Annotated in this window: 26 protein-coding genes; 11 read left to right on the top strand and 15 right to left on the bottom strand. The window is 72.2% G+C overall.

The genetic code is table 11. The annotated features are described in order from the left end of the window. Positions 1-68: 68 nt before the first annotated feature. The 3 genes from AWW66_RS03665 to AWW66_RS03655 are packed head-to-tail and all read right to left on the bottom strand — an operon-like array spanning position 69 to position 2606. On the bottom strand, positions 69-869 hold the full coding sequence (locus AWW66_RS03665; protein WP_067359867.1) for an SDR family NAD(P)-dependent oxidoreductase: 801 nt from the start codon (positions 867-869) through the stop codon (positions 69-71). Positions 870-918: 49 nt separating this feature from the next. Continuing rightward, positions 919-2247, bottom strand: coding sequence for a sigma-70 family RNA polymerase sigma factor (locus tag AWW66_RS03660; RefSeq protein WP_067359866.1), 1329 nt, complete (start codon positions 2245-2247; stop codon positions 919-921). 20 nt (positions 2248-2267) lie between these two features. Further along, on the bottom strand, positions 2268-2606 hold the full coding sequence (locus tag AWW66_RS03655; RefSeq protein ID WP_067359912.1) for a YciI family protein: 339 nt from the start codon (positions 2604-2606) through the stop codon (positions 2268-2270). A 204-nt stretch (positions 2607-2810) separates the two neighbouring features. On the opposite strand from AWW66_RS03655, the gene AWW66_RS03650 reads away from it, so the two are divergent. Beyond that, positions 2811-3695, top strand: coding sequence for an alpha/beta fold hydrolase (locus tag AWW66_RS03650; RefSeq protein WP_067359865.1), 885 nt, complete (start codon positions 2811-2813; stop codon positions 3693-3695). Positions 3696-3847: 152 nt separating this feature from the next. Continuing rightward, on the top strand, positions 3848-4717 hold the full coding sequence (locus AWW66_RS03645; protein ID WP_067359864.1) for a helix-turn-helix transcriptional regulator: 870 nt from the start codon (positions 3848-3850) through the stop codon (positions 4715-4717). Between the two features lie 162 nt (positions 4718-4879). On the opposite strand, the gene AWW66_RS03640 is transcribed toward AWW66_RS03645, so the two are convergent. Further along, complete coding sequence (locus tag AWW66_RS03640; protein ID WP_067359863.1) at positions 4880-5641, bottom strand: DUF899 domain-containing protein; 762 nt, start codon at positions 5639-5641, stop codon at positions 4880-4882. A 416-nt stretch (positions 5642-6057) separates the two neighbouring features. On the opposite strand from AWW66_RS03640, the gene AWW66_RS03635 reads away from it, so the two are divergent. Continuing rightward, positions 6058-7242: an acyl-CoA dehydrogenase family protein gene (locus AWW66_RS03635; protein ID WP_067359862.1), complete on the top strand. Its 1185-nt coding sequence runs from the start codon at positions 6058-6060 to the stop codon at positions 7240-7242. 189 nt (positions 7243-7431) lie between these two features. On the opposite strand, the gene AWW66_RS03630 is transcribed toward AWW66_RS03635, so the two are convergent. Further along, the gene (locus AWW66_RS03630) at positions 7432-8337 is read right to left on the bottom strand and encodes a bile acid:sodium symporter family protein (RefSeq protein ID WP_083978187.1); all 906 of its coding nucleotides are present in this window, start codon (positions 8335-8337) and stop codon (positions 7432-7434) included. Between the two features lie 330 nt (positions 8338-8667). Beyond that, entirely contained in the window at positions 8668-9384 is a 717-nt protein-coding gene (locus AWW66_RS03625; protein WP_067359861.1) for a TetR/AcrR family transcriptional regulator, read from the bottom strand. Between the two features lie 119 nt (positions 9385-9503). Between AWW66_RS03625 and AWW66_RS03620 the strand changes: the two genes are divergently transcribed. Further along, the gene (locus tag AWW66_RS03620; protein WP_067359908.1) at positions 9504-10487 is read left to right on the top strand and encodes an NAD(P)-dependent alcohol dehydrogenase; all 984 of its coding nucleotides are present in this window, start codon (positions 9504-9506) and stop codon (positions 10485-10487) included. Between the two features lie 349 nt (positions 10488-10836). Continuing rightward, complete coding sequence (locus AWW66_RS03615; RefSeq protein WP_067359860.1) at positions 10837-11343, top strand: hypothetical protein; 507 nt, start codon at positions 10837-10839, stop codon at positions 11341-11343. A gap of 103 nt (positions 11344-11446) precedes the next feature. On the opposite strand, the gene AWW66_RS03610 is transcribed toward AWW66_RS03615, so the two are convergent. Beyond that, the gene (locus AWW66_RS03610) at positions 11447-12304 is read right to left on the bottom strand and encodes an RCC1 domain-containing protein (protein WP_067359906.1); all 858 of its coding nucleotides are present in this window, start codon (positions 12302-12304) and stop codon (positions 11447-11449) included. A 212-nt stretch (positions 12305-12516) separates the two neighbouring features. On the opposite strand from AWW66_RS03610, the gene AWW66_RS03605 reads away from it, so the two are divergent. Then, positions 12517-13128: a cadmium resistance transporter gene (locus AWW66_RS03605; RefSeq protein ID WP_157527126.1), complete on the top strand. Its 612-nt coding sequence runs from the start codon at positions 12517-12519 to the stop codon at positions 13126-13128. 116 nt (positions 13129-13244) lie between these two features. Continuing rightward, entirely contained in the window at positions 13245-13826 is a 582-nt protein-coding gene (locus AWW66_RS03600; protein ID WP_067359902.1) for a hypothetical protein, read from the top strand. 148 nt (positions 13827-13974) lie between these two features. On the opposite strand, the gene AWW66_RS03595 is transcribed toward AWW66_RS03600, so the two are convergent. Genes AWW66_RS03595 through AWW66_RS03585 form a run of 3 tightly spaced genes read right to left on the bottom strand, consistent with a single transcriptional unit; the run spans position 13975 to position 17122 of the window. Then, positions 13975-15192, bottom strand: coding sequence for an ABC transporter permease (locus AWW66_RS03595; RefSeq protein WP_211271825.1), 1218 nt, complete (start codon positions 15190-15192; stop codon positions 13975-13977). After that, positions 15189-15905 (bottom strand): ABC transporter ATP-binding protein, encoded by a 717-nt coding sequence (locus tag AWW66_RS03590; RefSeq protein WP_396890411.1) that lies wholly within the window; start codon positions 15903-15905, stop codon positions 15189-15191. The genes AWW66_RS03595 and AWW66_RS03590 overlap by 4 nt, the downstream gene beginning before the upstream one ends. Next, entirely contained in the window at positions 15902-17122 is a 1221-nt protein-coding gene (locus tag AWW66_RS03585) for an efflux RND transporter periplasmic adaptor subunit (protein ID WP_083978184.1), read from the bottom strand. Before AWW66_RS03585 ends, AWW66_RS03590 begins: the two co-directional genes overlap by 4 nt. A 90-nt stretch (positions 17123-17212) precedes the next feature. Between AWW66_RS03585 and AWW66_RS03580 the strand changes: the two genes are divergently transcribed. Further along, on the top strand, positions 17213-17920 hold the full coding sequence (locus tag AWW66_RS03580; protein WP_067359858.1) for a response regulator transcription factor: 708 nt from the start codon (positions 17213-17215) through the stop codon (positions 17918-17920). Further along, positions 17917-19737 (top strand): sensor histidine kinase, encoded by a 1821-nt coding sequence (locus AWW66_RS03575; protein WP_067359857.1) that lies wholly within the window; start codon positions 17917-17919, stop codon positions 19735-19737. Before AWW66_RS03580 ends, AWW66_RS03575 begins: the two co-directional genes overlap by 4 nt. Before the next feature lie 43 nt (positions 19738-19780). On the opposite strand, the gene AWW66_RS03570 is transcribed toward AWW66_RS03575, so the two are convergent. The 3 genes from AWW66_RS03570 to AWW66_RS34215 are packed head-to-tail and all read right to left on the bottom strand — an operon-like array spanning position 19781 to position 21376. Next, complete coding sequence (locus AWW66_RS03570; RefSeq protein WP_067359856.1) at positions 19781-20020, bottom strand: hypothetical protein; 240 nt, start codon at positions 20018-20020, stop codon at positions 19781-19783. Positions 20021-20022: 2 nt separating this feature from the next. Beyond that, positions 20023-21225, bottom strand: a complete 1203-nt coding sequence (locus tag AWW66_RS03565) for a helix-turn-helix domain-containing protein (protein ID WP_067359855.1) — start codon at positions 21223-21225, stop codon at positions 20023-20025. Further along, positions 21212-21376 carry a hypothetical protein gene (locus tag AWW66_RS34215; RefSeq protein ID WP_169807052.1) on the bottom strand — a complete coding sequence of 55 codons (165 nt, stop codon included), beginning with the start codon at positions 21374-21376 and terminating at the stop codon, positions 21212-21214. The genes AWW66_RS03565 and AWW66_RS34215 overlap by 14 nt, the downstream gene beginning before the upstream one ends. Before the next feature lie 193 nt (positions 21377-21569). Here AWW66_RS34215 and AWW66_RS03560 point away from each other — a divergent pair, with 193 nt between their 5' ends. Then, positions 21570-22649 carry a helix-turn-helix domain-containing protein gene (locus tag AWW66_RS03560; protein WP_067359854.1) on the top strand — a complete coding sequence of 360 codons (1080 nt, stop codon included), beginning with the start codon at positions 21570-21572 and terminating at the stop codon, positions 22647-22649. 105 nt (positions 22650-22754) lie between these two features. Here AWW66_RS03560 and AWW66_RS03555 read toward each other — a convergent pair whose 3' ends face one another. After that, the gene (locus tag AWW66_RS03555; RefSeq protein WP_067359853.1) at positions 22755-23966 is read right to left on the bottom strand and encodes a helix-turn-helix domain-containing protein; all 1212 of its coding nucleotides are present in this window, start codon (positions 23964-23966) and stop codon (positions 22755-22757) included. 306 nt (positions 23967-24272) lie between these two features. Continuing rightward, positions 24273-24608, bottom strand: a complete 336-nt coding sequence (locus AWW66_RS03550) for a glyoxalase superfamily protein (RefSeq protein WP_067359852.1) — start codon at positions 24606-24608, stop codon at positions 24273-24275. A 438-nt stretch (positions 24609-25046) separates the two neighbouring features. Between AWW66_RS03550 and AWW66_RS03545 the strand changes: the two genes are divergently transcribed. Continuing rightward, a complete protein-coding gene (locus AWW66_RS03545) occupies positions 25047-25490 on the top strand; it encodes a hypothetical protein (protein ID WP_067359851.1) in 444 nt (147 codons plus the stop codon). The last annotated feature ends 87 nt before the right edge of the window (positions 25491-25577 follow it).

The raw sequence follows: 25577 nt of genomic DNA, 5'->3' as shown, positions 1-25577 counted from the left end.
ACACGCCGATCCGTGGTGCGTGCGGGCGGGCCGGCCGCCCGGGACACCACCCGGGCGGCCGGCGACGCTCAGTCGACCAACACGCCACACCCGACGGTGGTGATCGAGCCGGTGAGGCCGCTGGACAGGTCCGAGGCCAGGTACAGCGCGGTGCCGGCCACGTCGGCGAGGCTCACCGCCCGGCCCAGCAACGGGTTCGGCATGCCGGGCTTGGCGGCCAGCATGTCCTCCAGGGTCGCCCCGTTGGCCTCGGCGGCCCGCCGCCACGTCTGGCGGACGTACGAGCCGTGGGCGACGGTCTCCGGGATGGCGTCCGGGCGCAGGCAGACCACCCGGACGCCGAAGGGGCCCACCTCGCCGGCCAGTTCCCGGGAGAGCGCCTCGATGCCGGCGCAGGCGACCCCGAACCCGCCGGAGGGCATCGGGGCCCGCGCGGCCGAGGTGGACAGGGTCACGATGACGCCGGAGCGCTGCGCCACCATGACCCGGGCCGCCGCCGCGCTGGTGAGGAACTGGGTCCGCACGAAGGTGTCGAAGGGGGCGACGAAGTCCGCCAGGGCCAGGTCCCGCAGCGGGACCCCCTGCACGTGGTCCACCCCGACGGCGTTGAACGACACGTCGAGCCGGCCCGCCTCGCCGGTGACCAGCGCGAGGTGGCCGTCGACGGCGACCGGGTCGAGCGCGTCGACCTGGTGGGCGTACGCCCGGCCGCCCTCGGCGATGATCTCCTTGGCGAGCATCTCGACCTTGTCCAGGGTCCGCCCGGCGAGATACACGGTGGCGCCCTCGCGGGCGAAGGCGCGCGACACCGCGCTGCCCAGCGCGCCCGCCGCGCCGTGGACGACCGCGACCCTGCTCTCCAACAGCATGTCTGATTCCCCTCGTCGTGGGCTGGCCCGGTGGTGCCGGGCCGGTTCGTCAGACCGACGGGCGACTCTCGGGGAAATATACATTTTTCCGTGATTCATCGTGCCGGACCGCCGGATCTCCTCCGGCCGCCGGTGCCGCCCCGACCCCCGCGGTCCCCGCCGCCGTGCCGTCGACCTCGGCGAGCCGGCCGCGCAGGTACCGGTGCTCCGCCTCGTTGCCGACCAGCTCCAGCGCCCGCCGGTACGCGGCGGCGGCCTCCGCCCGCCGGCCGAGCCGGCGCAGCAGGTCGGCGCGGACGGCCGGGACGAGGTGGTGCCCGGCCAGCTCCCCCGCCCGCTCCACCTGCGCCACCAGGGCGAGCCCCCGCTGCGGCCCGTACGCCATGCCGACCGCCACCGCCCGGTTGAGCCGGACCATCGGCGTGGGGGCCACCGCCGCCAGCTCTCCGTACAGGCCGGCGATCTGGGCCCAGTCGGTGGCGGCGGCGTCCGGCGCGGCGGCGTGACAGGCGAGGATGGCCGCCTGGATCTGGTACGGCCCGGGTCGGCCCCGCCGCAGCGCGCCCGCCAGCAGCCCGACGCCCTCGGCGATCCGGGCCCGGTCCCACCGGGCCCGGTCCTGCCGCTCCAGCGGCACCAGGTCGCCCCGGTGGTCCACCCGGGCCGGTCGGCGCGCGTCGTGCAGCAGCATCAGCGCGACCAGCCCCGCCGACTCCGGGTCGTCGGGCAGCAGCCGCAGCAGCAGTCGACCGAGCCGCAGCGCCTCCGCGCAGAGCGCGGGCCGGAGCAGGTCCGCGCCGGCCGTCGCCGCGTACCCCTCGGTGAAGAGCAGGTACAGCACGGCGCGGACGGCCGTGGCGCGGGCGGGCAGGTCGGCCGGCGGGGGCAGCTCGCAGCGCAGTCCGGCGTCGCGGACGGTACGGCGGGCCCGGACCAGCCGCTGGGCCAGGGTTCCCGGCGGGACCAGCAGGGCCCGGGCGATCTCCCCCGGGCCGAGCCCGACCACGGTACGCAGGGTGAGGGCGACCTGCGACGGCAGCGTCAGCGCCGGATGGCAGCAGGTGAAGACGAGCCGGAGCTGGGCGTCGCCGACCGCCGGCGGCGGTGCCGGTTCCCCGTCGTATCCGGGCAGCGCGGCGGCCAGCTCGCGCAGCCGGACGGCCCGGGTGCGCTCGGCGCGCAGCCGGTCGACGGCCCGGTTGCGGGCCACGGTGGTCAGCCACGCCCCCGGCCGCCGGGGGACCCCCTCCCGTCGCCAGTGCTCCACGGCGGCGGCGAAGGCCTCCTGCACGCACTCCTCGGCCAGGTCCCGGTCCCGGGTGAACTCGACCAGGCTGCCGAGGATCTGGTGGTGGTCGTGGCGGAAGGCACCGGCCACGGCGGCGTCGGCGGCGAGGCTCAGCGGCTCCAGACCGGCCTCACCTCGATGGCGCCGAGCGCGGCGAACGGGTGCAGGGCGGCCAGCTCGGTCGCCTCGTCCAGGTCCGCGCAGTCGAGCAGGACGAACCCGCCCACCTGCTCGCGGGCCTCGGTGAACGGGCCGTCGGTGACCAGGGTGTCGCCGGCCCGGCTGCGCACCGTCCGGGCGGCGTGCCCGGGGCGCAGCCGCTGGCCCCCGACGAAGGCACCCCGGCGGCGCACCTCGGCCAGCCAGCTCCGGTGCCGGGGGTGGTCGTCGATCTCCTGCGGGCTCAGCTCGGCCCCGTCGTCGTGAAAGATCAGCAGCGCGTACTCCACCGTCACCCTCCCCGGTCCGCGCGGTACAACGACGGGGTACGCGGGGCGGACGCGGTCGCCCGCTCTTTCACCGGATCGGGGTAATGCTCCTGATTGTCCGCACGCCGCAGGTCAGCCTGTGCTAAGGGCGGCACGCAGGGAGAAGCGCGGTGGCCACCGCTCCGACACGCTTGGCTCAATCCATGCCCGTCGAGGAGGCACGCCATGCGTCAGGGACAGGTCGCCGTCAACGGCGTCGACATCGCATACCGGGAGGTGGGCGAGGGGCCGCTGGCCCTGCTGGTCCACGGCTTCCCGTTCACCCCCGGCACCTACCGGTACCTGATGCCGGCGCTGGCCGAGGCCGGCTACCGCGCCGTGGCCCCGTGGACCCGGGGCTTCGCCCCCAGTTCGGTGCCGCCGCCCGGCCGCGAGCACCTCGCCGACCTGATCGGTGACGTCAACGCGCTGCACGAGGTGCTCGGCGGGGACGAGCGGGCGGTGCTGGTCGGGCACGACTTCGGGGCGGCGACCGCCTGGGGCGCGGTGGTGCAGGCGCCGCAGCGCTGGTCCCGGCTGGTCGCCTGCGACGTGCCGCCGTTCCAGTTCTTCGGCCCGCTGGTGCTCAACCCCCGGGGCATCGACGTGCAGACCCACTTCTGGTTCTTCCAGATGGCCGCCGCCGACGAGCTGGTCGCCGCCGACGACTTCGCCTTCCTGGAGTTCATGATCCGCAAGTACAGCCGGGAGGGTTACGACCTCACCGAGGACATGGCAGCGATCCGCGCCTCCCTGGGCACCCCGGAGAACCTGCGCGCCGCGCTGGGCATGTACCGCACCAACTTTCCCGCCGCGACCTTCGGCAGCCCGCAGTGGGCGGCCGAGCAGGGCGCGCTGTGGGGGGCCCTGCCGAGCCAGCCGACGCTGAACATCTTCGGCGCCGAGGACGTCTCCTTCGGGATGACCGAGGAGACCCTCGCCGGGATCGTCGAGGCCCTGCCGAAGGGCTCGGCCGGCGCCCTGGTCCCCGACTCCCGGCACACCCCGCTCACCGAGCAGCCGGAGATCACCAACGCCCACATCCTGCGCTTCCTCGCCGACACGGCCTGAGCAGCGCCGGGACACCGGACACGCACGGCCCGGCCGGTCGGCAGGCGGAGCACCCCGCCGGCCGGCCGCCGCCGGAAACAGGCCCCGCACCGCGGAATCCGTTGGTACTCCCTCGATAGGTACCACTGCCAGTGTCAGGCATACTGAAACGCATGAATCCGCTGGGCGAGTTCCTCCGATCGCGGCGCGGTGTCATCCGCCCGCAGGACGCCGGGCTGGTCCGCTACGGCGAACGACGACGGGTCACCGGGCTGCGCCGGGAGGAGCTCGCCCAGCTCGCGGGGGTCAGCGTCTCCTACTACACCCGGCTGGAGCAGGGACAGGCCCCCAACGTCTCCGACGAGGTGCTCGACGCCGTGGCCCGGGCCCTGCACCTCGACCCCGGCGAGCGGGCCCACCTGTTCGCGCTGGCCCGGCCGGGCCGCGCCGCGACCGAGCCCGCCGAGCGGGCCACCACCGCCCCGCCCGGCCTGCACCAGATGCTCGCGATGATGCCCGACGTGCCCGCCATGGTGCTCGGCGCGGCGACGGAGGTCTACGCCTGGAACCCGCTGGGCCACGCGCTGCTCGCCTGGCACCTGGACGAGGTGCCCAACATGAGCCGGGCGGTCTTCCTCGACCCGCTCACCCGCGCGCTCTACGCCGACTGGCCGGGCAAGGCCCGCTCCGTCGTGGCGTACCTGCGCCTGGCGGCCGGCCGGTACCGCGACGACCAGCGGGTCACCGGGCTGGTGGCGGAGTTGCGCGCCGGCAGCCCCGAGTTCGCCGCGATGTGGGCCGAGCACCCGGTCAGCACCTGCGAGACCATGACCTACGACATGGTCCACCCGGTGGTCGGTCCGCTGACGGTCAACCAGCACACCCTCCGGCTGGAGGAGACCCCGGACCTGATGCTCGTCACGTTCACCGTCGAGCCCAATTCCCCCTCGGCGGCGGCCCTGCGGATGCTCGGCGGGCTCCCCCGCCAGGCCGCCCCGGCGCGGTCGCCCGCCCCCCGACGCAGCAGCGTCGCCATCCGCTGAGCGACCCGCCAGTTCCCCCGCACCGCCCGCGCAGGCCGGGCCGGTGGCGGGGGTCGGCCGCGCAGACGTCGGCGGCGGCTGGTCGTCCGGTACCGGGCGGGAGCCGCCCGGCCGGGAACCAGCCGCCGCCAGGTGGTGGGGCACGGCAATGCCCCACCACGGCTACTGCGCGCCGGCCTCCGCCTGCTGCGCGGTGGCCGGGCCGTCGTGGCGTACCTGCCGGGTCTTGAACTTGTCGACGCCGGTCCACCAGTTCTCACCCGGGTTGGCGGCCTCGGCGGAGTCGTACTTGTCGTGGTGCCGCCACCAGTCCCACGGGTGGGCCAGCTCCTCCTCCTGCCGCCCCAGGGGCGTCACGTCCAGGTAGTTGTAGGTGTTGATGAAGACCTCGCCGCCCCGGTCGAAGACGGAGCTGGCGTGGAAGATCTTGTCGTCCTCGCGGATGAAGGAGCTGACCGCGGGCAGCTCGCCCTTCTCCATCGACACGTTGAAGTCGTAGTTGAAGTCGCTGCCGAAGGACGACACCCACGGGATGTGGGCCCAGCCCATCCGGGTCTTGAACGCCTCGATCTTCTCCAGCGGGGCACGGGCGATCATCACGAAGGACGTGTCCCGGGCGTGCATGTGGGACAGGTCCCCCACGTTGTCGGCCTGCATCGAGCAGCCGACGCAGCCCTCCTCCCACTTCGGGTCGAACATGAAGTGCCGGACGATCAGCTGGCGACGCCCCTGGAACAGGTCCAGCAGCGTCACCTCGCCGGCCGGCGAGGTGAAGGTGTACGTCTTCTCGACGGGCACCACCGGCATGGCCCGGCGGGCGGCGCTGAGCCCGTCCCGTGCCCGGGTCACCGCCTTCTCCTGCTCGAGCAGCTTCTCCCGCTCGACGGTCCACTCCTCGCGCGAGACGATCCGCGGAAAGCTCATCGGTTCCTCCTCAGGGACGGCCGCCGGGCCCACTCGGCGGCCCGGTGACACTGCGACCCTGACATCGACGGCGGGGGGCTGACTTCTCCGACCGTGCCCTCGTGTGGACCCTCCGTGACCCGGCCGGCACGGAGCAGCCTCCACGCTGCCCCGGTCGGCACGAAGCAGCCTCCACGCTGCCCCGGTCGGCACGAAGCAGCCTCCACGCTGCCCCGGGCAGCACGGAGCAATCCGGAAGAGGCAGCGGGCGGGCGGGCTGTGACAGCCTCGATGGCGCCCGACCAGCACCATCCCGGCCGCCCCCGCCACCCGGCGGCACCGTCGCGGCCGACACCGTTCCGGCCCACCGCACCCCTGGCCCCCGACCTGGTCGGCACCGCTCCCGTGTCGATCCGGTCGTCCGTTGAGGAGGACACGTGTCCACGATCACCGACGTACCCACCCGCGAGGAACTCGTCCAGCGGGCCGCGGGACTGGTCCCGCTGATCCGCAAGCACGCCGCCTGGCAGGAGGAGAACCGCCGCCTGCACGACGAGACGGTGGCCGCCATCGAGGAGGCGGGCCTGTTCAGGCTCCGTACCCCGCGCCGGTACGGCGGCTACGAGGTGGACACCCGTACCCTCGTGGCGATCGCCACCGAGCTGGGCCGGGGCGACGGCAGCACCGCCTGGACGACCTCGGTGCTGTGGATCCCCACCTGGCTCGCCGGGCTCTTCCCCGACGCGGCCCAGGACGAGGTCTTCGCCACCCCCGACGCCCGGGTGTGCGGCACCAACAGCCCCAGCGGCACGGCGGTGCCCGCCGAGGGCGGCATCGTCGTCAACGGGAGCTGGCGGTTCATCAGCGGCGCCCACCACGCCCAGTGGCAGGAGGTCGCGGCGATCCTGCTGCGCCCGGACGCCGAGCCGGAGCCGATCATGGCGCTGGTGCCGATGAGCAGCATGGAGATCGTGGACGACTGGTACACCACCGGGCTGACCGCCACCGGCAGCGTGACCACCCTCGCCCGGGACGTCTTCGTCCCGTCCAGCCACATCATCCCGATGAGCGCGGCGATGATCCCGCAGGGCCTGTCGGAGGCCAACGCCGCCTCCCCGCTCTGGCGGACCCCGGCCTCGCTGAACGCGGCGGCCTCCGGGGTGGGCGCGGCGGTGGGCGTCGCGAAGGCGGCCCGCGACGAGTTCCTCGGCCGGCTCCCCGGCCGGAAGATCACCTACACCGAGTACGAGAACCAGAGCGAGGCGCCGATCACCCACCACCAGGTCGGTACCGCCCTGATGAAGATCGAGCAGGCCGAGTTCCACGCGTACCACGCCGCCGACCTGGTCGACGCCAAGGCTGCCAGCAGCGCGGAGTGGACGCTGGAGGAGCGGGCCCGGGTCCGGGCCGACCACGGCTGGGCGACCCGGCTGGCCAAGGAGGCGGTGGACATCTTCGCCTCGGCCAGCGGTGGCAGCTCGATCTACCGGGACGAGCCGATCCAGCGGATCGCCCGGGACGTCAACGCGATGAGCCTGCACGGCCTGATCAACCCCGACACCAACACCGAGCTGTACGGCCGGATCGTCTGCGGCCTGGGCCCGAACACCCTCTACATCTGACCGCCCCGACCGACGAGCCGCCCGGTGCCCCCCGCCGGGCGGCTCGTCCCGGTCCGGCTCCCGGTCGGTGGTGTCCCCCGTACCCCGGTGGGTGCCACCCTCGGGCCGGGACAGGCCGCGAGCCCGCGTCGGTGCCGGGGTTGCGGCGTCGACGCGGGCTCGCGGGCGGGCGCGGGTGGGGCGTGCGGGTCAGACCCCGGAGGAGGTCGGCGTCCGGTGGGGGGTGGCGGTCGTGGCCGGTACCCGGCGGGACACGACGAAGCCGAAGAGGGCGGCCGTGAAGAACATGACGAAGCCGTAGGTCACCGAGGGCATCGCCATCGTGGTGTTGTTGAGCAGGGTCGGGCTCATCCCGATCGTGATGGCCAGGCTGGCGTTGTGCAGGCCGATCTCGAACGCCGAGGCGATCGACTCCCGCTCGCCGATCCGCAGCACGCGCGGCCCGTAGTAGCCGATCGCCATGCTGATCAGGTTGAACGCCACGACCGCGAGGATGATCTCGCCGAGGATGTCGAAGACCTCGCCGCCGAGGCCGGCGATGACGCTGGAGATCATCATGATCAGGACGACCACCGACAGCACCTTCACCGCCCGCTCCAGGCGGATGGCGGTGGCGGTGAACCGGGCCCGGACGGCCATGCCGATGGCGATCGGGACCAGGACCATGGCGAAGACCTGGATCACCTTGTCGAACTGGAGACCGAGCGAGCTGTCCGAGCCCAGGAAGCCGGCCACCGACAGGTTCACGATCACCGGCAGGGTGAACATCGCCAGCACCGAGTTGACCGCGGTCAGCGAGATGTTGAGCGCCAGGTCCCCCTTGAACAGGTGACTGTAGAGGCTGGCGGTGCTGCCGCCGGGCGAGGCGGCCAGCAGCATCATCCCGACCGCCAACTCGGGCCGCAGGTTGAGCCCCACCACCAGGCCCAGACAGATCGCCGGCAGGATCAGCATCTGGCTGACCAGGCAGACCACCATCGCCTTGGGGTACTTCACCACCCGGCGGAAGTCTTCGAGGGTCAGGGTCAGGCCGAGACCGAGCATGACGATGCCCACCGCGACGGGGAACAGGACCAGGATTGCGTCGTTACTCACGATCTCCGCCCTTCAATCGGTATGAGAGGCATGAGCGTCACACCACGCCACGCGCCAGACTTCTCGGATCGTGCCCTTTCTCCGCCGCCTTTCCGGTCACGGTCACCCCGGTCGAATCCCTGTTGGACAGACCCGCACCGGGCACCACCTGGGCCGCATTCCGAAATCGTTCGGAAAAGCACTGAAGAAAACCCTCCACGGGCGAATCACGCCGGATCGCCCGGGGCCGATCAGCCCGGATGAAGCCCGTCCCGGCCCGGACAAATTCCCCGCCGACGCCACGCCGCCGGGCCGCACAGCGGGAAAAGTCGCGTGGCGCGCCCGGCCGGCTCAGCCGGGTCGGTGCGCCGACCGCCAGCCCTGCTGTCGCAGCCGTTCGATCCCGTCGAGCAGCAGGTCCAGCGCGAACTCGAACTCGAACTGGTCGTCGCAGCCCTGCCCCACCACCGACCCGTCGTCGTGGGACGCCGCCGTGGCGATCTCCGCGAGGTGCGGGAACCGGGCCGCCGCCTCCGGCGGCAGGCCCGCCGCCGGCTCCGGCTCGGTCGCGCCCGAGCGGCCGGCCTGCCGGGAGGCGTCGAACAGCTCCTGGCTGAAGCCCAGGATCCGGCTGCCCAGCGCGTGCATCACGTGGTGGGCGAGGTCGGCGGAGAGCCCGCCGGCCCGCAACGTCCCGACCATCGAGTCGAGGTAGGCCAGGACGGCCGGCGTGGCCATGTTCCGCGACTCGATCGCCAGCGGCGCCCAGAGGTGCCGGCGCAGCACCTGCCGCGCCGAGAGGATGCGCCGCCGGAGCGCGCGCTGCCAGTCGGCGTCCGGTACCAGCGGCTCGATCTCGCCGACGATGACGTCGATCATGCCGTCGAGCAGCTCGTCCTTGTTGGCCACGTGCTTGTAGAGGGCCATCGGCACGACGCCCAGCTCCTGGGCGAGGTTGCGCATGCTGAGCGACTCGATGCCGGCCTCGTCGGCGAGCGCGACGGCGGCGCGCAGGATCCGGTCCCTGCTCAGCGGCGTCCGGCGCAGCGTCCCAGCCTGCTCAGCCATCTCGTCCTCGTCTTCCCGGGGGCGGTTGTCACCCTAACCGCCTTGACAGGTATACGGCGTACACCTATCGTTCCCTTCTATCAGGTGTACGCCGTACACCTCAGCGGATGGAGGCGGAGATGAAGGCGATCGTCCAGGACCGGTACGGCCCGCCCGAGGCGCTCACGCTCGCGGAGGTCGACACCCCGGTGCCGGCCCCCGACGAGGTGCTCGTCCGGGTCGAGGCCGCCGCGCTCAACGCGTACGACTGGCACATCGTGCGTGGCGACCCCCGGATGTCGCGGTTGTCCTTCGGCCGGTCGCGGCCCCGGGCGCGCATCCGGGGCCGCGACTTCGCCGGCCGGGTCGAGGCGGTCGGCGCCCACGTCCGGGAGGTACGCCCCGGCGACGCCGTCTTCGGCGACCTCGGCGACGCCAACGGCGCGTTCGCCGAGTACGTCTGCGTCCCCGCGACCCTGGTCGCGCCGAAGCCGGCGAACCTGACGCCACAGCAGGCCGCCGCCCTGCCGCTGGCCGGCGTCACCGCGCTCATGGGGCTGGCCGACGTCGGGCAGGTCCAGGCCGGCCAGCGCGTCCTCGTCAACGGCGCGTCCGGCGGCGTCGGCACCCTGGCCGTCCAGTTGGCCACCGCGCTCGGGGCCACCGTGACCGGGGTGTGCAGCACCCGCAACGTCGACCTGGTCCGCTCCCTCGGCGCCGACCACGTCGTCGACTACACCCGCGAGGACTTCACCCGCGACGCCCGCCGCCACGACCTCGTGTTCGACCTGGTCGGCAACCGCTCACTCACCGCGCTGCGGCGGGCGCTGACCCCGACCGGGACGCTGGTGCTCTCCGGCGGCGGCGTGTACGGGGGCGGCAGCCTCCTCGGGCCGGTCTGGCTCCTCGCGCGCGGGCAACTGCTGGCGCCCCTCGTCCGGCAACGCATCGTCGCCCTCGCCACGACGCCCAGCCGGCAGCACCTCGACACGCTGCGCGCGCACGCCGAGGCCGGCCGCCTCACCCCGGTCATCGACCGGACCTACCCGCTCCACGAGGTGCCCCGGGCCCTGCGGTACCTCGAAGGCGAACACGCCCGCGCGAAGGTCGTCATCACCATCTGACCCGCGCCACGACACGTCCCCTTTCCCACCAGTGCCCTCCGGTGTCAACAATGCAGTCATCCATACGATTCTCGGCGCGCCACGGGATGAATCATTTTCCTTCATTCCCGGCGTCGTGAGGCCACCTGACTAACGACTCGGCGATTCTGCCTGATCCGGGCCCACCCAACGGGTTCCGGCGACTCCGGCCCCCCTGCCGCGCATGGGAATCCCGGCACCGCGACAGTTCCGGTTCCGCTGCTTCCGCCCGCTATTGTCCTTACCCCCGGCACGCGCCAAGCACCGGAACTTATCTATCGACGGCGATCCGGATATCGTGGTGATTCCACAGAGGAGAAAGAGGTGCACCATGCCGTTGTCGACGGCGGATTTCGCGGCACTCGGGGACACTCCGATCACCATCCTGTCGACGGCTTTTCCGAACGTTTACCTCCGCCTGGACGGCTTCGGGGTGACGACCTCCACCGACTCCGGCAGCGGAACGGTCAACTGTCAGTACGGCGTCGGAACCCACGAGAAGTACCTGCTCCGCGCCCAGCCGGAAGGGCTGTTCTCCTTCGAGTCGGCGACCTTTCCGAACGTGTACCTGCGCGCGGACGGTACCGGGGTGACCGTCACCGGGCCCGGCGGCGGGACGGTCAACTGCCAGTACGGCGCGGGGCCCTACGAGAAGTACAAGCTCCGCGCCCAGGCGGACGGATCGTTCTCCTTCGAGTTGGCGACCTTCCCGAACGTGTACCTGCGCCTGGTCGCGCACGGGGTGACGGCCTTCGCCGGCAGCGGCAGCGGGATCGTCAACTGCCAGTTCAACGCCAACGGCGGGGGCCACGAGAAGTTCTTGCTCAACGTGGCCTAGCGCCTGTCGTCGACACGGAAATCTGCCGTCATCAACCAGCCCGCGCACGACCGCCGGGCGGGACAATGTGTCGGCTCCCGTGTCGCGGCCCCCACCGCCGTTTTCACGATCTGTGGCCGGGTGACTGGATCGCGTCCCAGCCAGTCACCTCGCACTGGCCGTGTGCGTTGTCGCCGGTGGCGGCAACGGTTCCGTCCACGCGCAGTCCGAGCGTGTGGGTGGAGCCTGCCGCCACCGCGACGATCCCGCGCCAGTCGGCGACGTCGCACTGGCCGAGACCGTTGCTGCCCACGGCGACGACCCGGCCAGCCGCGGTGACGCCGACGGTGTGGTAGCTCCCCGCCGCCACGGCCACGACGTCCCGCCAGGCACCGACGTCACAGGCGCCCGTCGATCGGTCCCCGACCGCGAGGACGCGCCCGTCGTCGGTGAGACCGACCGTGTGGAGGTACCCGGCAGCGACGGCGGCGATGTCCCGCCACGTGTCGACCGCGCACTGCCCACGGCGACCGTTGCCCACCGCGACGGTGGTCCCGTCGGCGCGGAGGCCCACCGAATGCCAGTCGCCACAGGCCAGGCCGACGACCTCCCGCCACCGGCTGACGTCGGCTACTCCCTCGCGACGCCGTCCCGCAGCCAGCACGGTGCCGTCACCGACGAGCCCCAGGGTGCGCCGCCAGCCCGCCGCGACAAGGGTCACGTCGCGCCAGGACGCGACGTCACACTGCCCGTCACCGTTCCAGCCGGTCGCCACCACGGTCCCGTCCGCGCGCAGGCCGACGCTGTGGGACCGCCCGGTATTCGACGCCGTATGCACGCTGCCCGCCGCCACGGCGACCACGTGGACCCAGTCCCCGACCCGACACTCCCCGGACGTCCCCGCGCCGGCCGCGACCACGGTGCCGTCGACACGCAGCCCCACCGAGTGCCGACGTCCGGCGGCGATGACAGGAAGACCCATCCGCACAGCATCACCGATGACACGCCCCTGGGCGGGTCCAGCGGGGCCGGTACGGCGGCGGAACGGCCTTACCGGCTCGGCTCGCGCTCACGGCAGTCGGCGGGCGACCAGGTGGCGACCAGGTCGAGGCTCGTCACGACCAGCGTGCCGGCGAGGCAGACGATCTCGTGCCGGCAACCGTGGTCGTGCGGGTGTCCGTACAGTGCTGGCCTGTGGGAGAGCTGTTCGGGACGGTCGGGTCGGCGGTCGTGGTGTTCGCTGGCACGAACGTCGACGACATCATCGTGCTGACCGTCCTGTTCCTGTCCGCGAGGGCGTCCGGCAGACCCCGACCGTGGCAGATCTGGACCGGTCAGTACGCCGGCATCGGCCTGCTGGTCGCCGTGTCCGCGGTGGCGGCCCTCGGTCTGACCCTGGTGCCGGACCGGTGGGTGGGGCTGCTCGGCCTGGTCCCGTTCGCCCTCGGCGTGCGGGGCCTGGTCGCCGCGATCCGGGCGCGCGGCGAGGACGAGCTGCCCACGGTGGCCGTGGCGTCCGGGCTGGTCTCGGTGAGCGGGGTGACCATCGCCAACGGGGCGGACAACATCTCCGTCTACACGCCGATGTTCCGCACGATCGGCCTCGCCGACAGCCTCGTCACGGTCGCGGTGTTCGCCGTCGGGGTGGCGGTCTGGTGCCTGGCGGGCTCCTGGCTCGGCTCCCACGAGAAGATCATCGGGGTGGTGCAGAGGTTCGGGCACTGGATCGTGCCCGGCGTCTTCATGCTCATCGGCGCCTTCATCGTGCTCGAATCGGGCGTGCTTCCCGGCCTCGGCGGACACTGACGGCACCGACCTGACATGTTCCTCACGTCCGCTCGGGAGGCTGGCTGCGGCCGGGCCGAGAGCCGGCCGCAGCGGGCCGGGACCGTCCCGGACCGATCGGACGAAGGGGCGTGGTCATGCGCAGGAGCCGGACGCTGTGGATGGGCGCCGTCATGCTGATCGCGTTGTCGGCCTGTGGGTCGACGGATGACGGGAAGAAGGCGGACGAGGGCGCCGGACAGGTGGCCTCGTTGGCCACTCCCGAGCCGGAGCGGACCGGTTCGGCGCAGCCGAAGGAGGAGCGTCCGCGCGAGCGGCTCGACACCACGCCGGAGGAGTACGAGGCGTTGCTCGGGCCGTACCGCAGGTGCCTGAAGCAGCAGGGTGTCCCGGAGAAGTTGGCCGGAGGCGGTCCAGGGCGCCCAGGGGGGCCGGCCGACGCCAAGGAGACGGAGGCGTTCGAGGCGGCGAACCGGATCTGTGAGCCGAGGTTCTATCCGCTGCCGCCGTGGGAGAAGGACCCGGCCAACCCGGAGGCCCGGGACTTCGCGCTCGGCGTGGTGAAGTGCCTGAAGGACAGGGGCGTCAGGTACGTGGAGGTCTCCGAGGACGGCATCTCGATCGCCTTCGGCGGAGACGGGAACGACTCCCGCTCGATCAGCATGGGCCTGGATCTCGCGCCCGAGTGCGAGCGCAAGGTGGCCGCCGCGTCGAAATGACGGTGACCGCCGAGCGCGGCGAAAGGTAAGGAAGGGCCCCTTGTTAACGCCTGGGGTAGAGGAAGGGGCCCTTCCAAACATCGGGGCGCGGCGGCCGGAGGACCGGCCGCCGCGCGCTTTCGTGTCCTGAACTCCGCCGACGGCGGGGTCAGGCGGCGGCGAGGGCCTGGGTCGGGGGCAGCCGGGCCGCGCGGACGCAGGGATAGACGCCGGCGAGCACCCCGATCAGCACGGCCCCGCCGACCCCGAGGACCGCCGCCTGGCCGGGCAGCACCAGCGGCCACCCCTGCCAGGCCGCGTACCCGACGGTGGCGAGCAGTCCCACCGCCGTACCGACCAGACCGCCGAGTGCCGCCAGCACCGTCGACTCGGTCAGGAACTGGCCCCGGATCTGTCCACGGGTCGCCCCGAGCGCCCGCCGCAGGCCGATCTCGGCGCGCCGCTCCAGGACCGAGACGATCATCGTGTTGGCCACCCCGATGCCACCGACGAGCAGGGCGACCGCCGCCAGCGCCAGGAAGAGTACGGAGAAGTTGCCCTCGGTGGCCCGCTTCGCGGCCAACGCGTCGGAGGGACGGCTCACCACCACCTGGCCGGGGCGCTCCGGAAAGATCGTCTCCGCCAGCACACCGCGTACCGCCTCCAGTTGCGACTCCTCGCAGCGGATGTAGATCACCGTCGGATGGCCGTCGAACCGCAACTCGCTGCGGGCGGCCGGCCAGCCGACCAGCACCGACCGGTCGATGTCCGGGGACAGCGGGGTCTCGGCCAGGATGCCGATCACGGTGAACCGGCGGTCCGCGATCGTCACCTGGGGTGCGGGCTGTCCGGCGGGCAGGTCGGCGATGCCGAGCCGGGTGGCGGCCACGGAACCGAGGACGACGGTGGGGAAGTCCGCCGTGGCCGGGTTCAGCCAGCTACCGACGCGGATCCGCGCGTTGATGGTGGGTAACAGGTCCAGGTGGCTGGCGAGCACGGTGAGGCCGGAGCCGTCCGTGGGATCGAGGTGGTCGTTGCGGCGTACCACGGTGCGGGTGTTGCCCACCGCGCTGACCGCCGTGACCGGGCCGATCCGCCGCACCATCCCCACCGCCGACTCCGGCAGCCTGGTCGGTGGGTCGCGGTCCGGTGCCGCCATCGCCTGGAGGGAGTTCGTGCCGAGCGCGGTCAACTCGGTCAGCAGCGCGGCCTGGCCGGCGGCCGGGATACCGGTGACCACGATCATCGTGGCGATGCCGATCGCGATGCCCAGTGCCGACAGCACCGCCCGCAGCGGGCGGGCCCGCAGGCCGGTCAGCCCGAGCGCGAGCAGGTCCGGTACGGCCAGCCGGGTCGGCCGTGGGGCCCGGTCGATCGGCGCGGTCACCGCCCCGACGCCCCGTCGTGGGCCGGGACGGCCGATGACAGCGTGTCGTCGCGGATCAGCCGCCCGTCGCGGATCTCGATCTGCCGGGGCAGTGCCGCGGCGATGCCGCGGTCATGGGTGATCAGCACGATGGTGGTGCCTTCCTCGTTGAGCCGGCGCAGCAGCCGCAGCACGGACTGTCCGGTGGCGGTGTCGAGCGCGCCGGTGGGTTCGTCGGCCAGGACCAGCGACGGCCGGTTGGCCAGGGCGCGGGCGATCGCGACGCGCTGCTTCTCGCCACCGGACAACTGCCCCGGGCGGTGGCCGGTGCGGTGCCCGAGGCCGACCCGGGCCAGGGCGCGCAGGGCGTGGTCGCGCCGCTGCCGTCGCGGCACCCCGGCGTAGAGCAGACCGGTGGCGACGTTGTCGACGGCGCTGAGCCCGTCGGCGAGGTGGAACTGTTGGAAGACGAAGCCGATCTCCCTGGCCCGTAGCGCCGACAGCCGCCGGTCCCCGAGCGTCGCGACGTCCTGGCCGGCGATGTGGACGGTGCCGGAGGTGGGACGGTCCACCGTGCCGATGATGTTGAGCAGGGTCGACTTGCCCGACCCGGACGGTCCGACGACGGCGACCAGCTCCCCGGCGGCGACGTCCAGGCTCACGTCGGACAGCGCGGTGACCCCGCCGGGGTAGACCATGGAGGCGTGGCGCACCGAGAGCACGGGGCCGGTCACGCGGGTACCACCACCTCGGTGCCCTCGGTCAGCCCGTCGCCGGTGATCTCGACCCAGCCGTCGGCGAACATCCCGGTGCGGACCGCGACCAGCCCGCCGGGCGCCTGCACCGCGTAGCCGCCCTCGCGGAGCGCCACCAGCGCCTCGACCGGTGCGACCAGCACGTCGACGGCGGTACGCCCGGTGACGTGCACCTGCACCTCACCGGAGTCGAGATCGGCGATGGCCTGCGGCTTGTCGACGGCCACCGTCACGGTCAGCAGAGGTGGGCCGCTCGCGATGCCGCTGTCGCTCACGACGAGATCACGGCCGACGGAGACGACCCGGGCGGGGACCTTCCGGTCGTCGGGCAGGCCGACCTCGACCCGGTCCCCTCGCTTGATCGAGGCGGCGTCGGTGAGTTCGGCACCGACCGTGATCACCTTGCGGACCGAGGTCACCGACATCAGCGGCGTCTCCGCCGGGTCACCGGGTTGTCCGGTCACCGCGTCCACCCGGACCGCCCCGCTTGCGACCTCGACGTGTCCCACCGGGATCGTGCCGGTGGCCGGCACACCGAGATCGGTCTGCCAGCGTTTGATCGCCACGACCAGGGCCGGCGTGAGGACTCCCTCGCCGCTGCGTACCCGGTGCGGTGCCGCGGCGGCCCCTGCCGCGCCGGTCGCGCGGTCGTCACCGTCGGTGGAGTTGCGGGCCGGCGACCGCGGCGTCACCCGCTCGCCGGGCGACGGCTGCCGGCCGACCGGGTAGCCAAGCGCGCGGAGATTGTCCGCGACCACCCGGACGTCCCGGCCGACCAGGTTCGGCCCGGCGATGTCCCGGTACATCGGGATGCTCCCGTAGAACAGCACCACCGGCCGGTCGTCGGCCCGGAACAGTTGCCCACCCCGTTTCACGGTGGTGCCGGCTCGCGGCAACCAGGTCACCGTCGCCGCCAGGTGCCCGGCCAGCGGGCGCGCCGGGCCGTACCCGATGCTGCCGGGCAGCGTCCTGGTGGTCGACAGGTCGCGGCGCACGATCGGCGTGGTCGCGACGACCTCCGGGTCTCCCGCCACCGGCCGGGCGTCGGCCCAGTGCCGGGTCGCCACGATCCCGGAGCCCACCGTCAGCACCGCCACCACGAGCGCCACGGCGAGCCACCGCGTACCGCGTCGCCGTACCGGCGGATCGGGTACCCGCGGAATGAACTCGGTCGGGGCGTCATGCTTCGGATCCATGCCGACGAGCGTGTCCAGCGGTCGTTAGGAACCTGTCAGGTATCGCCGCCAAAGCCCTGCCGGCGGGGGGCCGGACCTATCATCGCCGCCATGTGCGCACAGGTGCTGGTCGCCGACGACGATCCTCGCCAGGCCGAAGTGGTACGCCGCTATCTGACCGCCGAGGGCCACGAGGCCGTGGTGGTGCACGACGGCCGGGCGGCGCTGGACACGGCCCGCCGGCTCCGCCCCGACCTGCTGGTGCTGGACGTGATGATGCCGGAGCTGGACGGCCTCCAGGTGTGTCGGACCCTGCGCGGGGAGTCCGACGTGCTGGTGTTGATGCTGACCGCCCGGTCCGCCGAGGACGACCTGCTGACCGGACTGGACCTGGGCGCCGACGACTACCTGACCAAGCCGTACAGCCCACGGGAGCTGATGGCCCGGGTCCGTACCCTGCTGCGGCGGGCGAGACCCGGCACGCCGCCGTCCGCCGGGACGGGGCTGCTGCGGGTCGGGCCGATCGAGGTCGACCCGTCCGCGCACCAGGTGACCGTGGACGGCGTCCCGGTCGCCTGCACCCGGGGCGAGTTCGCCATCCTGGCGGCGATGGTGAAGCAGCCGAACCGGGTCTTCACCCGAGGTCAACTGCTGCACCACACCCGTGGTGTCGACCGCAGCTCGACCGAGCGGACCATCGACGTCCACGTGATGAACCTGCGCCGCAAGGTGGAGCGCGATCCGCAGCGGCCGGCCTGGTTGGTGACCGTCTTCGGGGTCGGCTACAAGCTGGCCGGCGGTCCGGCGACAGCCCGGTGAGCACCCGGCGGGTGCCGATCCGGCACAGTCTGGTGACCCGGTTACTGGTCACCTCGGTGCTGGTGGCGATCGCCGCGATCACGTCCACCGCATGGCTCGCCACCCGGACCGCGACCCGGGCGATCAGTCAGGAACAGGGCCGCTCGCTCGCCGAGAACACCAGGGTCTACGAGATCCTGATCGAGTACGCGGCCACCCACCCGGACTGGTCCGGCGTGTCGCCGCTCATCGAGCAGCAGGCGGCCAAGCTGGACCGACGGATCACGCTGATGACCGACGACCGGACGGTCGTCGCCGACACGCTCGACGGTCCCTCGCTGCACTCCGCCCGTCCGGCCGCCGTGGTCGATCCGCTGAACCTGGATCTCGGCCTCACCGGCGGCACCGACCGGATCGACCGCCGGGCGGTCGGGCCGTTCCGGGTGGCGTCCGGCGTCCGCGACGAGCTGCGCGCGAGTGCCGAGGAACAGTTGACGTGCCTGCGGCGGAGCCGGCTGGACGGGCGGATCGAATGGCAGCCCGACGGACGGTTCGTCGTGGTGTTGACCACGCCGGATCCGCGCGGGGCGGCCGGTGGATGCGGTGCGAAGCCGCTGCCGGCCCGTGGCGCCGAGGAGAAGGCGCTACGGTCGCTGGGCCGGCTGACGGAGAGCTGCCTCGACCTGGACACCGAGGAGGAGGGCATCGAGGTCCTGCCCGACTTCAGCGCGTACCTGACCAACACCTGGGTCGACGAGCGCAGCGCCCGCCCCGCTCCGCAGGAGGTCTTCCGGGTCGACGTGGACGCGGACTACGCGGCCCGGATCAGCGAGTGTGTGGAGAAGTCGCGGCGGAGCATGCTCCAGCCGTACGTGGCCCCGGCCGTGCTGCTGTTCATCACCGCGCCGGGCAGCGGCGCGGACCAGACCAAGTTCAGCCTGTCCGGTGAGAACACCGTCCGCATCGTCACGGTGACCGGCGCGGTGCTGGTCGCCACCATCATCGTCACGGTGCTGGTCGGCCGCCGGCTGGTCCGCCCGTTGCGGGCGCTCACCGACGCCGTCGACCGGCAGCGACCGGCCCCGGTGTCCGCGCCGGACGAGATCGGACGGCTGGCCCGGGCGCTGAACGACTCGATCCACCGTCGGGACCGCGCCGAGGCACAGCGACGAGCCATGGTCAGCGACGTCGCGCACGAACTGCGTACCCCACTGACCAACATCCGCAGTTGGCTGGAGGCGGCCCAGGACGATCTCGCGCCGACCGACGCGCACCTGCTCGGCCTGCTGCACGAGGAGGCGGTGCTGCTCCAGCACATCATCGACGACCTCGCCGACCTGGCCGCCGCGGACGCGGGCACGCTGCGGATCCACCCCGAGCCGACGTACCTGCGGGACGTGCTCACGCAGGTGGTGGACAGCCACCGGGGCACGGCGCAGACGGCCGGCGTCGCGCTGACCATGCAGATCCACGACGACCCCGTGCTGCCGGCCGACGCGGTACGGCTGCGGCAGATCGTGGGCAACCTGGTCTCGAACGCGGTCCGGTACACCCCGCCCGGCGGATCGGTCACCGTCACCGCGCGGGACACCACGATCACCGTACGGGACACCGGGGTGGGCATCGCGGCCGAGCACCTGCCGAAGATCTTCGACCGGTTCTGGCGGGCGGACGGGTCGCGTACCCGCGCGACCGGTGGCAGCGGCCTGGGGCTGGCGATCACCCAGCACCTGGTCAGGGCGCACGGCGGCACCATCGACGTGCAGAGCACCCTGGGCGAGGGCACCCTGTTCACCGTCCGGCTGCCGGGCATCCCGGCGGGGCCGCGTGACGTCTGACGTGGCCGCCCCGCCGGTGCGGGTGGGTCGAGGACGGGCGAGGTTATCCGGCCTGTCGAGGGTCGTCCCGGTCGGGTGCGGTCGGCTTGGTTGCCGTACTCCACAGCTCTACGCCGGTGGCTGCGCGGAGCATGTCCCGGGCGGCGGTGGCCACCGGGCAGTCGGCCGTCCGGCAGGCCGGGCAGCGGCCGTCGGTTCCGGGGTGGTGGTCGCGGAGCACCCAGCGGGCGGTGAGGATCAGCCGGTTGCGGATCTGGGCCGGGGAGAGGAACGGCGCGGTCATCCTCACCCCACCCCGAGCGCGACGGCGAGGTGGATCAGCGGGGTGGGGGCGGTGGGGTCGCGGGCGACCCGGGCGAGGACGTCCCGGCCCGCCGGACGGTGCCGGATCTCGGCCGGCGCGATCCGGTCGGCCTCGATCAGCACCCGACCCGCGCGGGCCGGATCGTCGGCGTGGAGGTGGGCGCGGGCGACGTCGATCAGGTGGGCGGCGCGGTGTTCGGCGGGCAGCCACCGCCAGCCGTCCCGCCGAACCGCCGTGTCGTGGCAGGTCACCGCCTCTGCGGCGTCGCCCAGCTCGACGGCTGCGGCGGCGCGGGCCACGTCGACGGCGGTGGGCCCGAACCCGGTGCGGTGGTGGTCGTGGCCGTCGTCGACGCGGGCGGCCAGGGTCGCGGCCTCGTCGAGCAGATCAGCGGTGGTGCGCGCGTCACCGTGGCTGGCGGCGGCCAACGCCGCCTGGACGAGCAGCGTCCCGCACAGGGACAACTCCGGAGGCAGACCGAACTCGACCACGGGTGGGGCGATCCGGTACGCGGCCGTGAGCATCGCCGACGTCGCCCCTCGGCTCTGCCCACCAGTGCGCAGCACCTGACCGAGCTGCACCGCCGCAGCCGCCACCAGGGTCCGGTCCCCGGTAGCGACGTTCATCGCCCGGTCCACGGCCAACCACGCCAAACTCGGATCACCGAGCTTCACCAACAGCGACGCCGTGATCCGGTACGCCTCCACCAGCGGCGCCCGACCCGCCACCGGCTCACCGACGAAGGTACGCCCGGCATCGGCCAGCAGACCCGGCAGCAGCTCGGTCACCTGTGGATACCGGGCGTGCTGGAAGGTCGTCCAGGCGTGTGCGACCTGTCGGGCCAGCTCAACGGCCGGCAGGACCGGCCGGCGCACCGCCGGCCTGCCAAGGGGGATGTCGTACCGGGACAACGCCACCCGGATGCGCTCCACACCCTCGCCGCGCCCGGTCACCTCGGCGGGCTGAACCTCCCGCCCCAGCAGCACCGCCGCGTCGATCCGCAGCACAGCGGCGATGTCGTGCAGCGTCGACACCCTGTCCAGCGACCGGACACCCCGCTCGACCTTGTCCACCCAACTCTTCGACTTCCCCAACCGGTCGGCGAACACCTGCTGCGACAACCTCCGCCGCCCCCGCCAGTACGCCACCCGACGGCCCACCGGCAACAGCTCACCGCTGTCCACGCCGCCTCCGCGACGCCGGCACCACCCGCGTCGTCTCCTCGACCGGTATCCGCTCCGCCTCGGCCAACGCCAGAATGCGCTGCCTCGCGGCCTCCCGCTCCGCCGCCTGGATCTGCTCGCCCCGGCTCACGACCGACTCACCGTCACCCATCGATACCCCTCCGCTGGTAGGGGCGCGGCGGCGTGCTCATGGAAGGACCGACACCGCCGCACCCGGCCAACGGCACGACCAGAAGTCACGCTCCGCACCAGCCGCGCCGGCCGCACCCGGGCTCTACTCTTGTGACGGGACGACTACTTTCGGAAGCACCTCGATGCTTTCACGAGCTTTCACCAGGGGATCGATGGATGACCTCGGCTCGGAACTGAGGCACGCTCGTATCGAGGCAGGCGTAACGCTCGCCTCCATTGCGGCCCGCACCTGCTACTCGGCCTCGCACCTGAGCAACGTCGAAGCGGGACGCCGGACCGCGACACCGGACATCGTGCTCGCCTACGCGCGAGCGTTGGGAGACGCGGACGTGAGACGCAGAGACCTCCTCGCCGCCGCCACCATCGGCCCGATCGCCGCCAACGAACTCATCCGATCCGGCTTCACCGCCGCGCTGAGCGGACAGCGGGACAGCGAGGACCGCTGGCGCGACCGGGTCGACCGGTACGGCCGCGACTACATGGAGATCGGGGCCGACTCGCTCCAGACCCGCCTCGCCGGTGACCTCGTCATCCTGCAACAGCAACTCGACTCCCCGACGATGTGGGCCACCGCCGCCCGCGCCCTCACCACCTACGGCAAGACCACCAAGGACCCCACCGAGGCCATCGGCTGGTACGACACCGCCCGCATCGCCGCCGACCGCTCCGACGACCTGGCCGTCCGGGTCTGGGTACGTGGCCGGGCCGCCATCGCCCTGGCCTACGAAGGCGCGGCCCTACCCGTCGCCAAGCGGTACGCCGACGAAGCCATCGCCCTGTCCGACCGGCCGTCGCTCGGCCGCCTCCAAGCACTGATGGCCCGCGCCCACGTCGCCGCCGGAGGGGGCGACATCGCCGGAGCCATCGCCGCCGACGAGGACGCCCGGCGGGTCTTCGACCGGGCCGCCTCCCCGGACGGCGAGGTCTCCGACGCCGCCGTACCCGCCTGGCGAATGGCCACCTTCCGGTCGATGCTCTACGCCCGACTCGGCATGGTCGCACCAGGCGAACAGGCCCAGACCGACGCCGACCGGCTCCGACCAGCGTCACTGACCCGCTTCGCCACCCACATCGAGCTACACCGCGCCCTCATGATGACCAAGTCCGGAGACCGATCCGGAGGACTCGCCTACGCCCGACGGGCCTGGGCGACGCTGCCAGCAGACCGCCGCTCACAGACCCTCAGACTGGTCCTACAGGAAGTCGAACAAGCAGCACGCAAACCAACCTGACCCCCGCCGGGGGATCCGGGGACAGGCTGTCGGCTGCTGCCAACAGGTGGTAGTGACCCGCACCGATGAACAGGTGCCGAGCCCCGTCGGTTCCTATCCCTGAAATCAGGACACGAGTCCGACCCTGGCCGCGAGGTCACGCGCGTCGTCTCGGGTGGAACGCGGCCCCTCAAGCAGGTCCAGGGTGATCTGACGGGCGTACCCGTTGTAACGGATGGTCTCCGGGGACGATTCGTACGCCTGCCGCAGCGTCGCCACGGCCGCTTCCCTGTCGTCCTTGCCGTAATGCGCCCGCGCGACCTCGATGAGATGACGTGCCCGACGCGGCCTCGAGGGGATCGCTGCCGCGTCATGCCGACGGGCCTGCCGCACCGCCTCGCCCGACTTCTGCAACTCCACCGCCACCGTCACCGCATGAGCGCCCATGATGATCCGGGAGAACGACGTCTGCGGCTGGTAGAAGCCCGCCGGCAGGCGCTGCGCCACCCGGTCCGCACGATCCCAGTACCGCCAGGCCCGCCCTTCCTCACCGGCACGAGCGGCCGTGTACGCGGCCTCGACGTTCAGCGCACCCCACAGCGCCAGCAGGTTCGTGCTCCCGTCGACCGCGTGCGTCTCCAACGCCGACAGCAGGTCGAGCGTCACCGCCATCGCGGTGTCCCAGTCCCCGGCGTCCCGATGCACCTGGCACAGGAACCAGCCCGCACGGGCGATCGCCTCCGGATCACCGGACTCCTGAGCCGCCGCCATCGCCCGGTCCGTCACCCGCCAGAGCAACTCGGCAGCAGGCTGGTAGGCAAGGAACATCTGCGCCAGTCCGAGTACCTCCGCCCACAGGGCTTGTGCCTGCCGGCGTTCGTCACTCTCGTACGCCAACACGGCGCGCTGCCCGTCCCGCAGCAACCCCGGCAACAATCCGCCCAGCACCGTACGGTGATCAGACGCCTGATGACGTGCCCGCCACGCCACCGCAAGCCGCTCCCTCAGACTGGACAACGACTCCGCCGGCGTGTCACCGGAGAACGCGACACGGTTCACGGCATCCCGGACCGACACCAGTGCCGGATGCTCCGGCCCGTTGACTGCGGTAGACCGGTCACCCAGTTCCACGGCCAGGACCGAAACATCGATCTTGAGGGCACGTGCGATCCGATCCAGCATGTGAATGCGCGGCGGCAGGAGCCGGTCGGTCTCCACCGCCTTGACCCACTCGGCGCTACGACCCACCAACCCACCGAGCACCGCCCGAGTCTTCCCGGACCGCTCCCGGTAGACCTTCAACCGCTGCCCGAACGTCAACTCCGGCAAGGAATCCACCCGGAACCTCCTCGCGTAGCGCGGGACGCACCACCGACCAAACGGCCGCAACCACACCCAACGCTACCGATCCACAGGCCGCCCTGTTACCCCTCACACGCCGGGAGAGCCCGACGCCCTGGCAGGCACCCCGGCCCGCTTGTAGCTTCTGGACGCTCTGTCCGGCGCCGTCCGCGCAGTTCTCTGACGTCGGGCGTCGATCGGTAGCCCTTCTTCGCTTCTTCGCACCGCTCTCGCTGTCAGCTGTGCCAGACCTCTGCCCGATGGGTCTTGGCGCCTGTTCCTGGCCTACGCCAGCTCCGGCGCTCATCGGTGGAGCGCCCCGATGCGAAGCCGGTTGCCGTCAAGGTCTACCACCTCAAACTCGCGTCCCCAGTTCTTCTGCTCGACGGCACCCACGCCGCAGGCCGCCGCCGCGGCATCGAGGTCGTCGACGTACAGGTACAACAGGGTCCCGGGCCGGGCATCCCCAGTGTGCTCAGACAGATGGATCTCAACGTCGCCGCGGGCGATGCTCACGTAGAGCGGCAAGTCAGGGGCAAAACGGTGCTCCCACTGCTTCACGAAACTGAGGCGGGCGAACCAATCCGCAGCGGCGTTCGCGTCCGTGGTCCACAGGACAGGCGCAAGGCGTTCGGTCATCCAGGCAGTCTCACACCCCGTTGCGACCAGAGGGCATCTGCGCTGGTCGAACGCCCCTCCGAACTTCTATCGCAGCAGCCGGCTATGAGCGACGCCCCTTGACCCCAGGCAACCGGCACGGCTTTGCGCCTGCGGCATCGAATGAGTCCGCGTCCTCGGGCCTGGGTGCCGCCTAGTCTTGTAGGCAACGCGCGGTGTACCAAGGCCTGCGATGGCCCCCATGAGCCGGGCCGGCACACCTTCCCTTCCTGCTGGCGGCCATCTACGTCTGCCCTCGGGTGACCATGCGGATCCTCCGGCACAGCCAGATCGCCGTGACCGTGAACTTTTACAGCGAGGCCACCTCGGCAGCCACCCAAACGCCCTCAAGCGCCTGGGCAAACACTTCCTCTGAGGTGCTGTACTGTCGCGGGTTCCGTTCGATCAAGGGGAGCCGGGGTGGAGTCGTTGGGGATCTCGCATGACGCCTTTGGCCGGCTTCGCCTCGCCCACTTCGTAGCGGCCGAGGACCTTGAGCAGCTTCGCGGCTGGGAGTACCTGGACCGCTGCTGGGTCGGCGAGGCGTCAGGCTTCACGCAGTGGCTTTGCCTCAAGTCAGATCCCGAGGTAACACGCTCGGTAGCGATCGACCTCGTCGCTCTGCCGGAGCCAACGCTCCAGAACATGATCGACACGCTCCGGCTCCCCTTGCGGGCAGGGCTGGACCAGCAACAGATCACCACCATCTTTGGCGAGCCCATCAAGAGACAGAGATTCGTACGGGACCGGGTCACTCTCGTCTTCCGCATCGGCCCTACCGACCCTTACGAGCTGGGCTGCACGGTTCACCAGGAGCAGGGGCTCATCTACTTCACGATTCACCCCACGCCGCTGCCGGACTAACTCGTGGTCCCCCTCGTCGATGTTGTTGGACCTACTGTGAAGATCGAGGAAGGCCGTCTCCGGCGGGCGGAAACGGCCTTTGAACTG

The organism is Micromonospora rosaria, assembly GCF_001567585.1.
GTDB lineage: Bacteria > Actinomycetota > Actinomycetes > Mycobacteriales > Micromonosporaceae > Micromonospora > Micromonospora rosaria.
Note: the sequence above shows the minus strand (reverse complement) of the source record. Positions and strands in the feature narration are given on the sequence as shown.

Coding starts and splice junctions, on each gene's coding strand:
- AWW66_RS03570 (WP_067359856.1), bottom strand. CDS start 20,020: ATGACCGCGCCGTTCCTCTCCCCGGCCCAGATCCGCAACCGGCTGATC.
- AWW66_RS03625 (WP_067359861.1), bottom strand. CDS start 9,384: ATGGCTGAGCAGGCTGGGACGCTGCGCCGGACGCCGCTGAGCAGGGAC.
- AWW66_RS03600 (WP_067359902.1), top strand. CDS start 13,245: ATGCGCAGGAGCCGGACGCTGTGGATGGGCGCCGTCATGCTGATCGCG.
- AWW66_RS03610 (WP_067359906.1), bottom strand. CDS start 12,304: ATGGGTCTTCCTGTCATCGCCGCCGGACGTCGGCACTCGGTGGGGCTG.
- AWW66_RS03585 (WP_083978184.1), bottom strand. CDS start 17,122: ATGGATCCGAAGCATGACGCCCCGACCGAGTTCATTCCGCGGGTACCC.
- AWW66_RS03550 (WP_067359852.1), bottom strand. CDS start 24,608: ATGACCGAACGCCTTGCGCCTGTCCTGTGGACCACGGACGCGAACGCC.
- AWW66_RS03665 (WP_067359867.1), bottom strand. CDS start 869: ATGCTGTTGGAGAGCAGGGTCGCGGTCGTCCACGGCGCGGCGGGCGCG.
- AWW66_RS03615 (WP_067359860.1), top strand. CDS start 10,837: ATGCCGTTGTCGACGGCGGATTTCGCGGCACTCGGGGACACTCCGATC.
- AWW66_RS03645 (WP_067359864.1), top strand. CDS start 3,848: ATGAATCCGCTGGGCGAGTTCCTCCGATCGCGGCGCGGTGTCATCCGC.
- AWW66_RS03650 (WP_067359865.1), top strand. CDS start 2,811: ATGCGTCAGGGACAGGTCGCCGTCAACGGCGTCGACATCGCATACCGG.
- AWW66_RS34215 (WP_169807052.1), bottom strand. CDS start 21,376: ATGGGTGACGGTGAGTCGGTCGTGAGCCGGGGCGAGCAGATCCAGGCG.
- AWW66_RS03580 (WP_067359858.1), top strand. CDS start 17,213: ATGTGCGCACAGGTGCTGGTCGCCGACGACGATCCTCGCCAGGCCGAA.
- AWW66_RS03640 (WP_067359863.1), bottom strand. CDS start 5,641: ATGAGCTTTCCGCGGATCGTCTCGCGCGAGGAGTGGACCGTCGAGCGG.
- AWW66_RS03620 (WP_067359908.1), top strand. CDS start 9,504: ATGAAGGCGATCGTCCAGGACCGGTACGGCCCGCCCGAGGCGCTCACG.
- AWW66_RS03560 (WP_067359854.1), top strand. CDS start 21,570: ATGGATGACCTCGGCTCGGAACTGAGGCACGCTCGTATCGAGGCAGGC.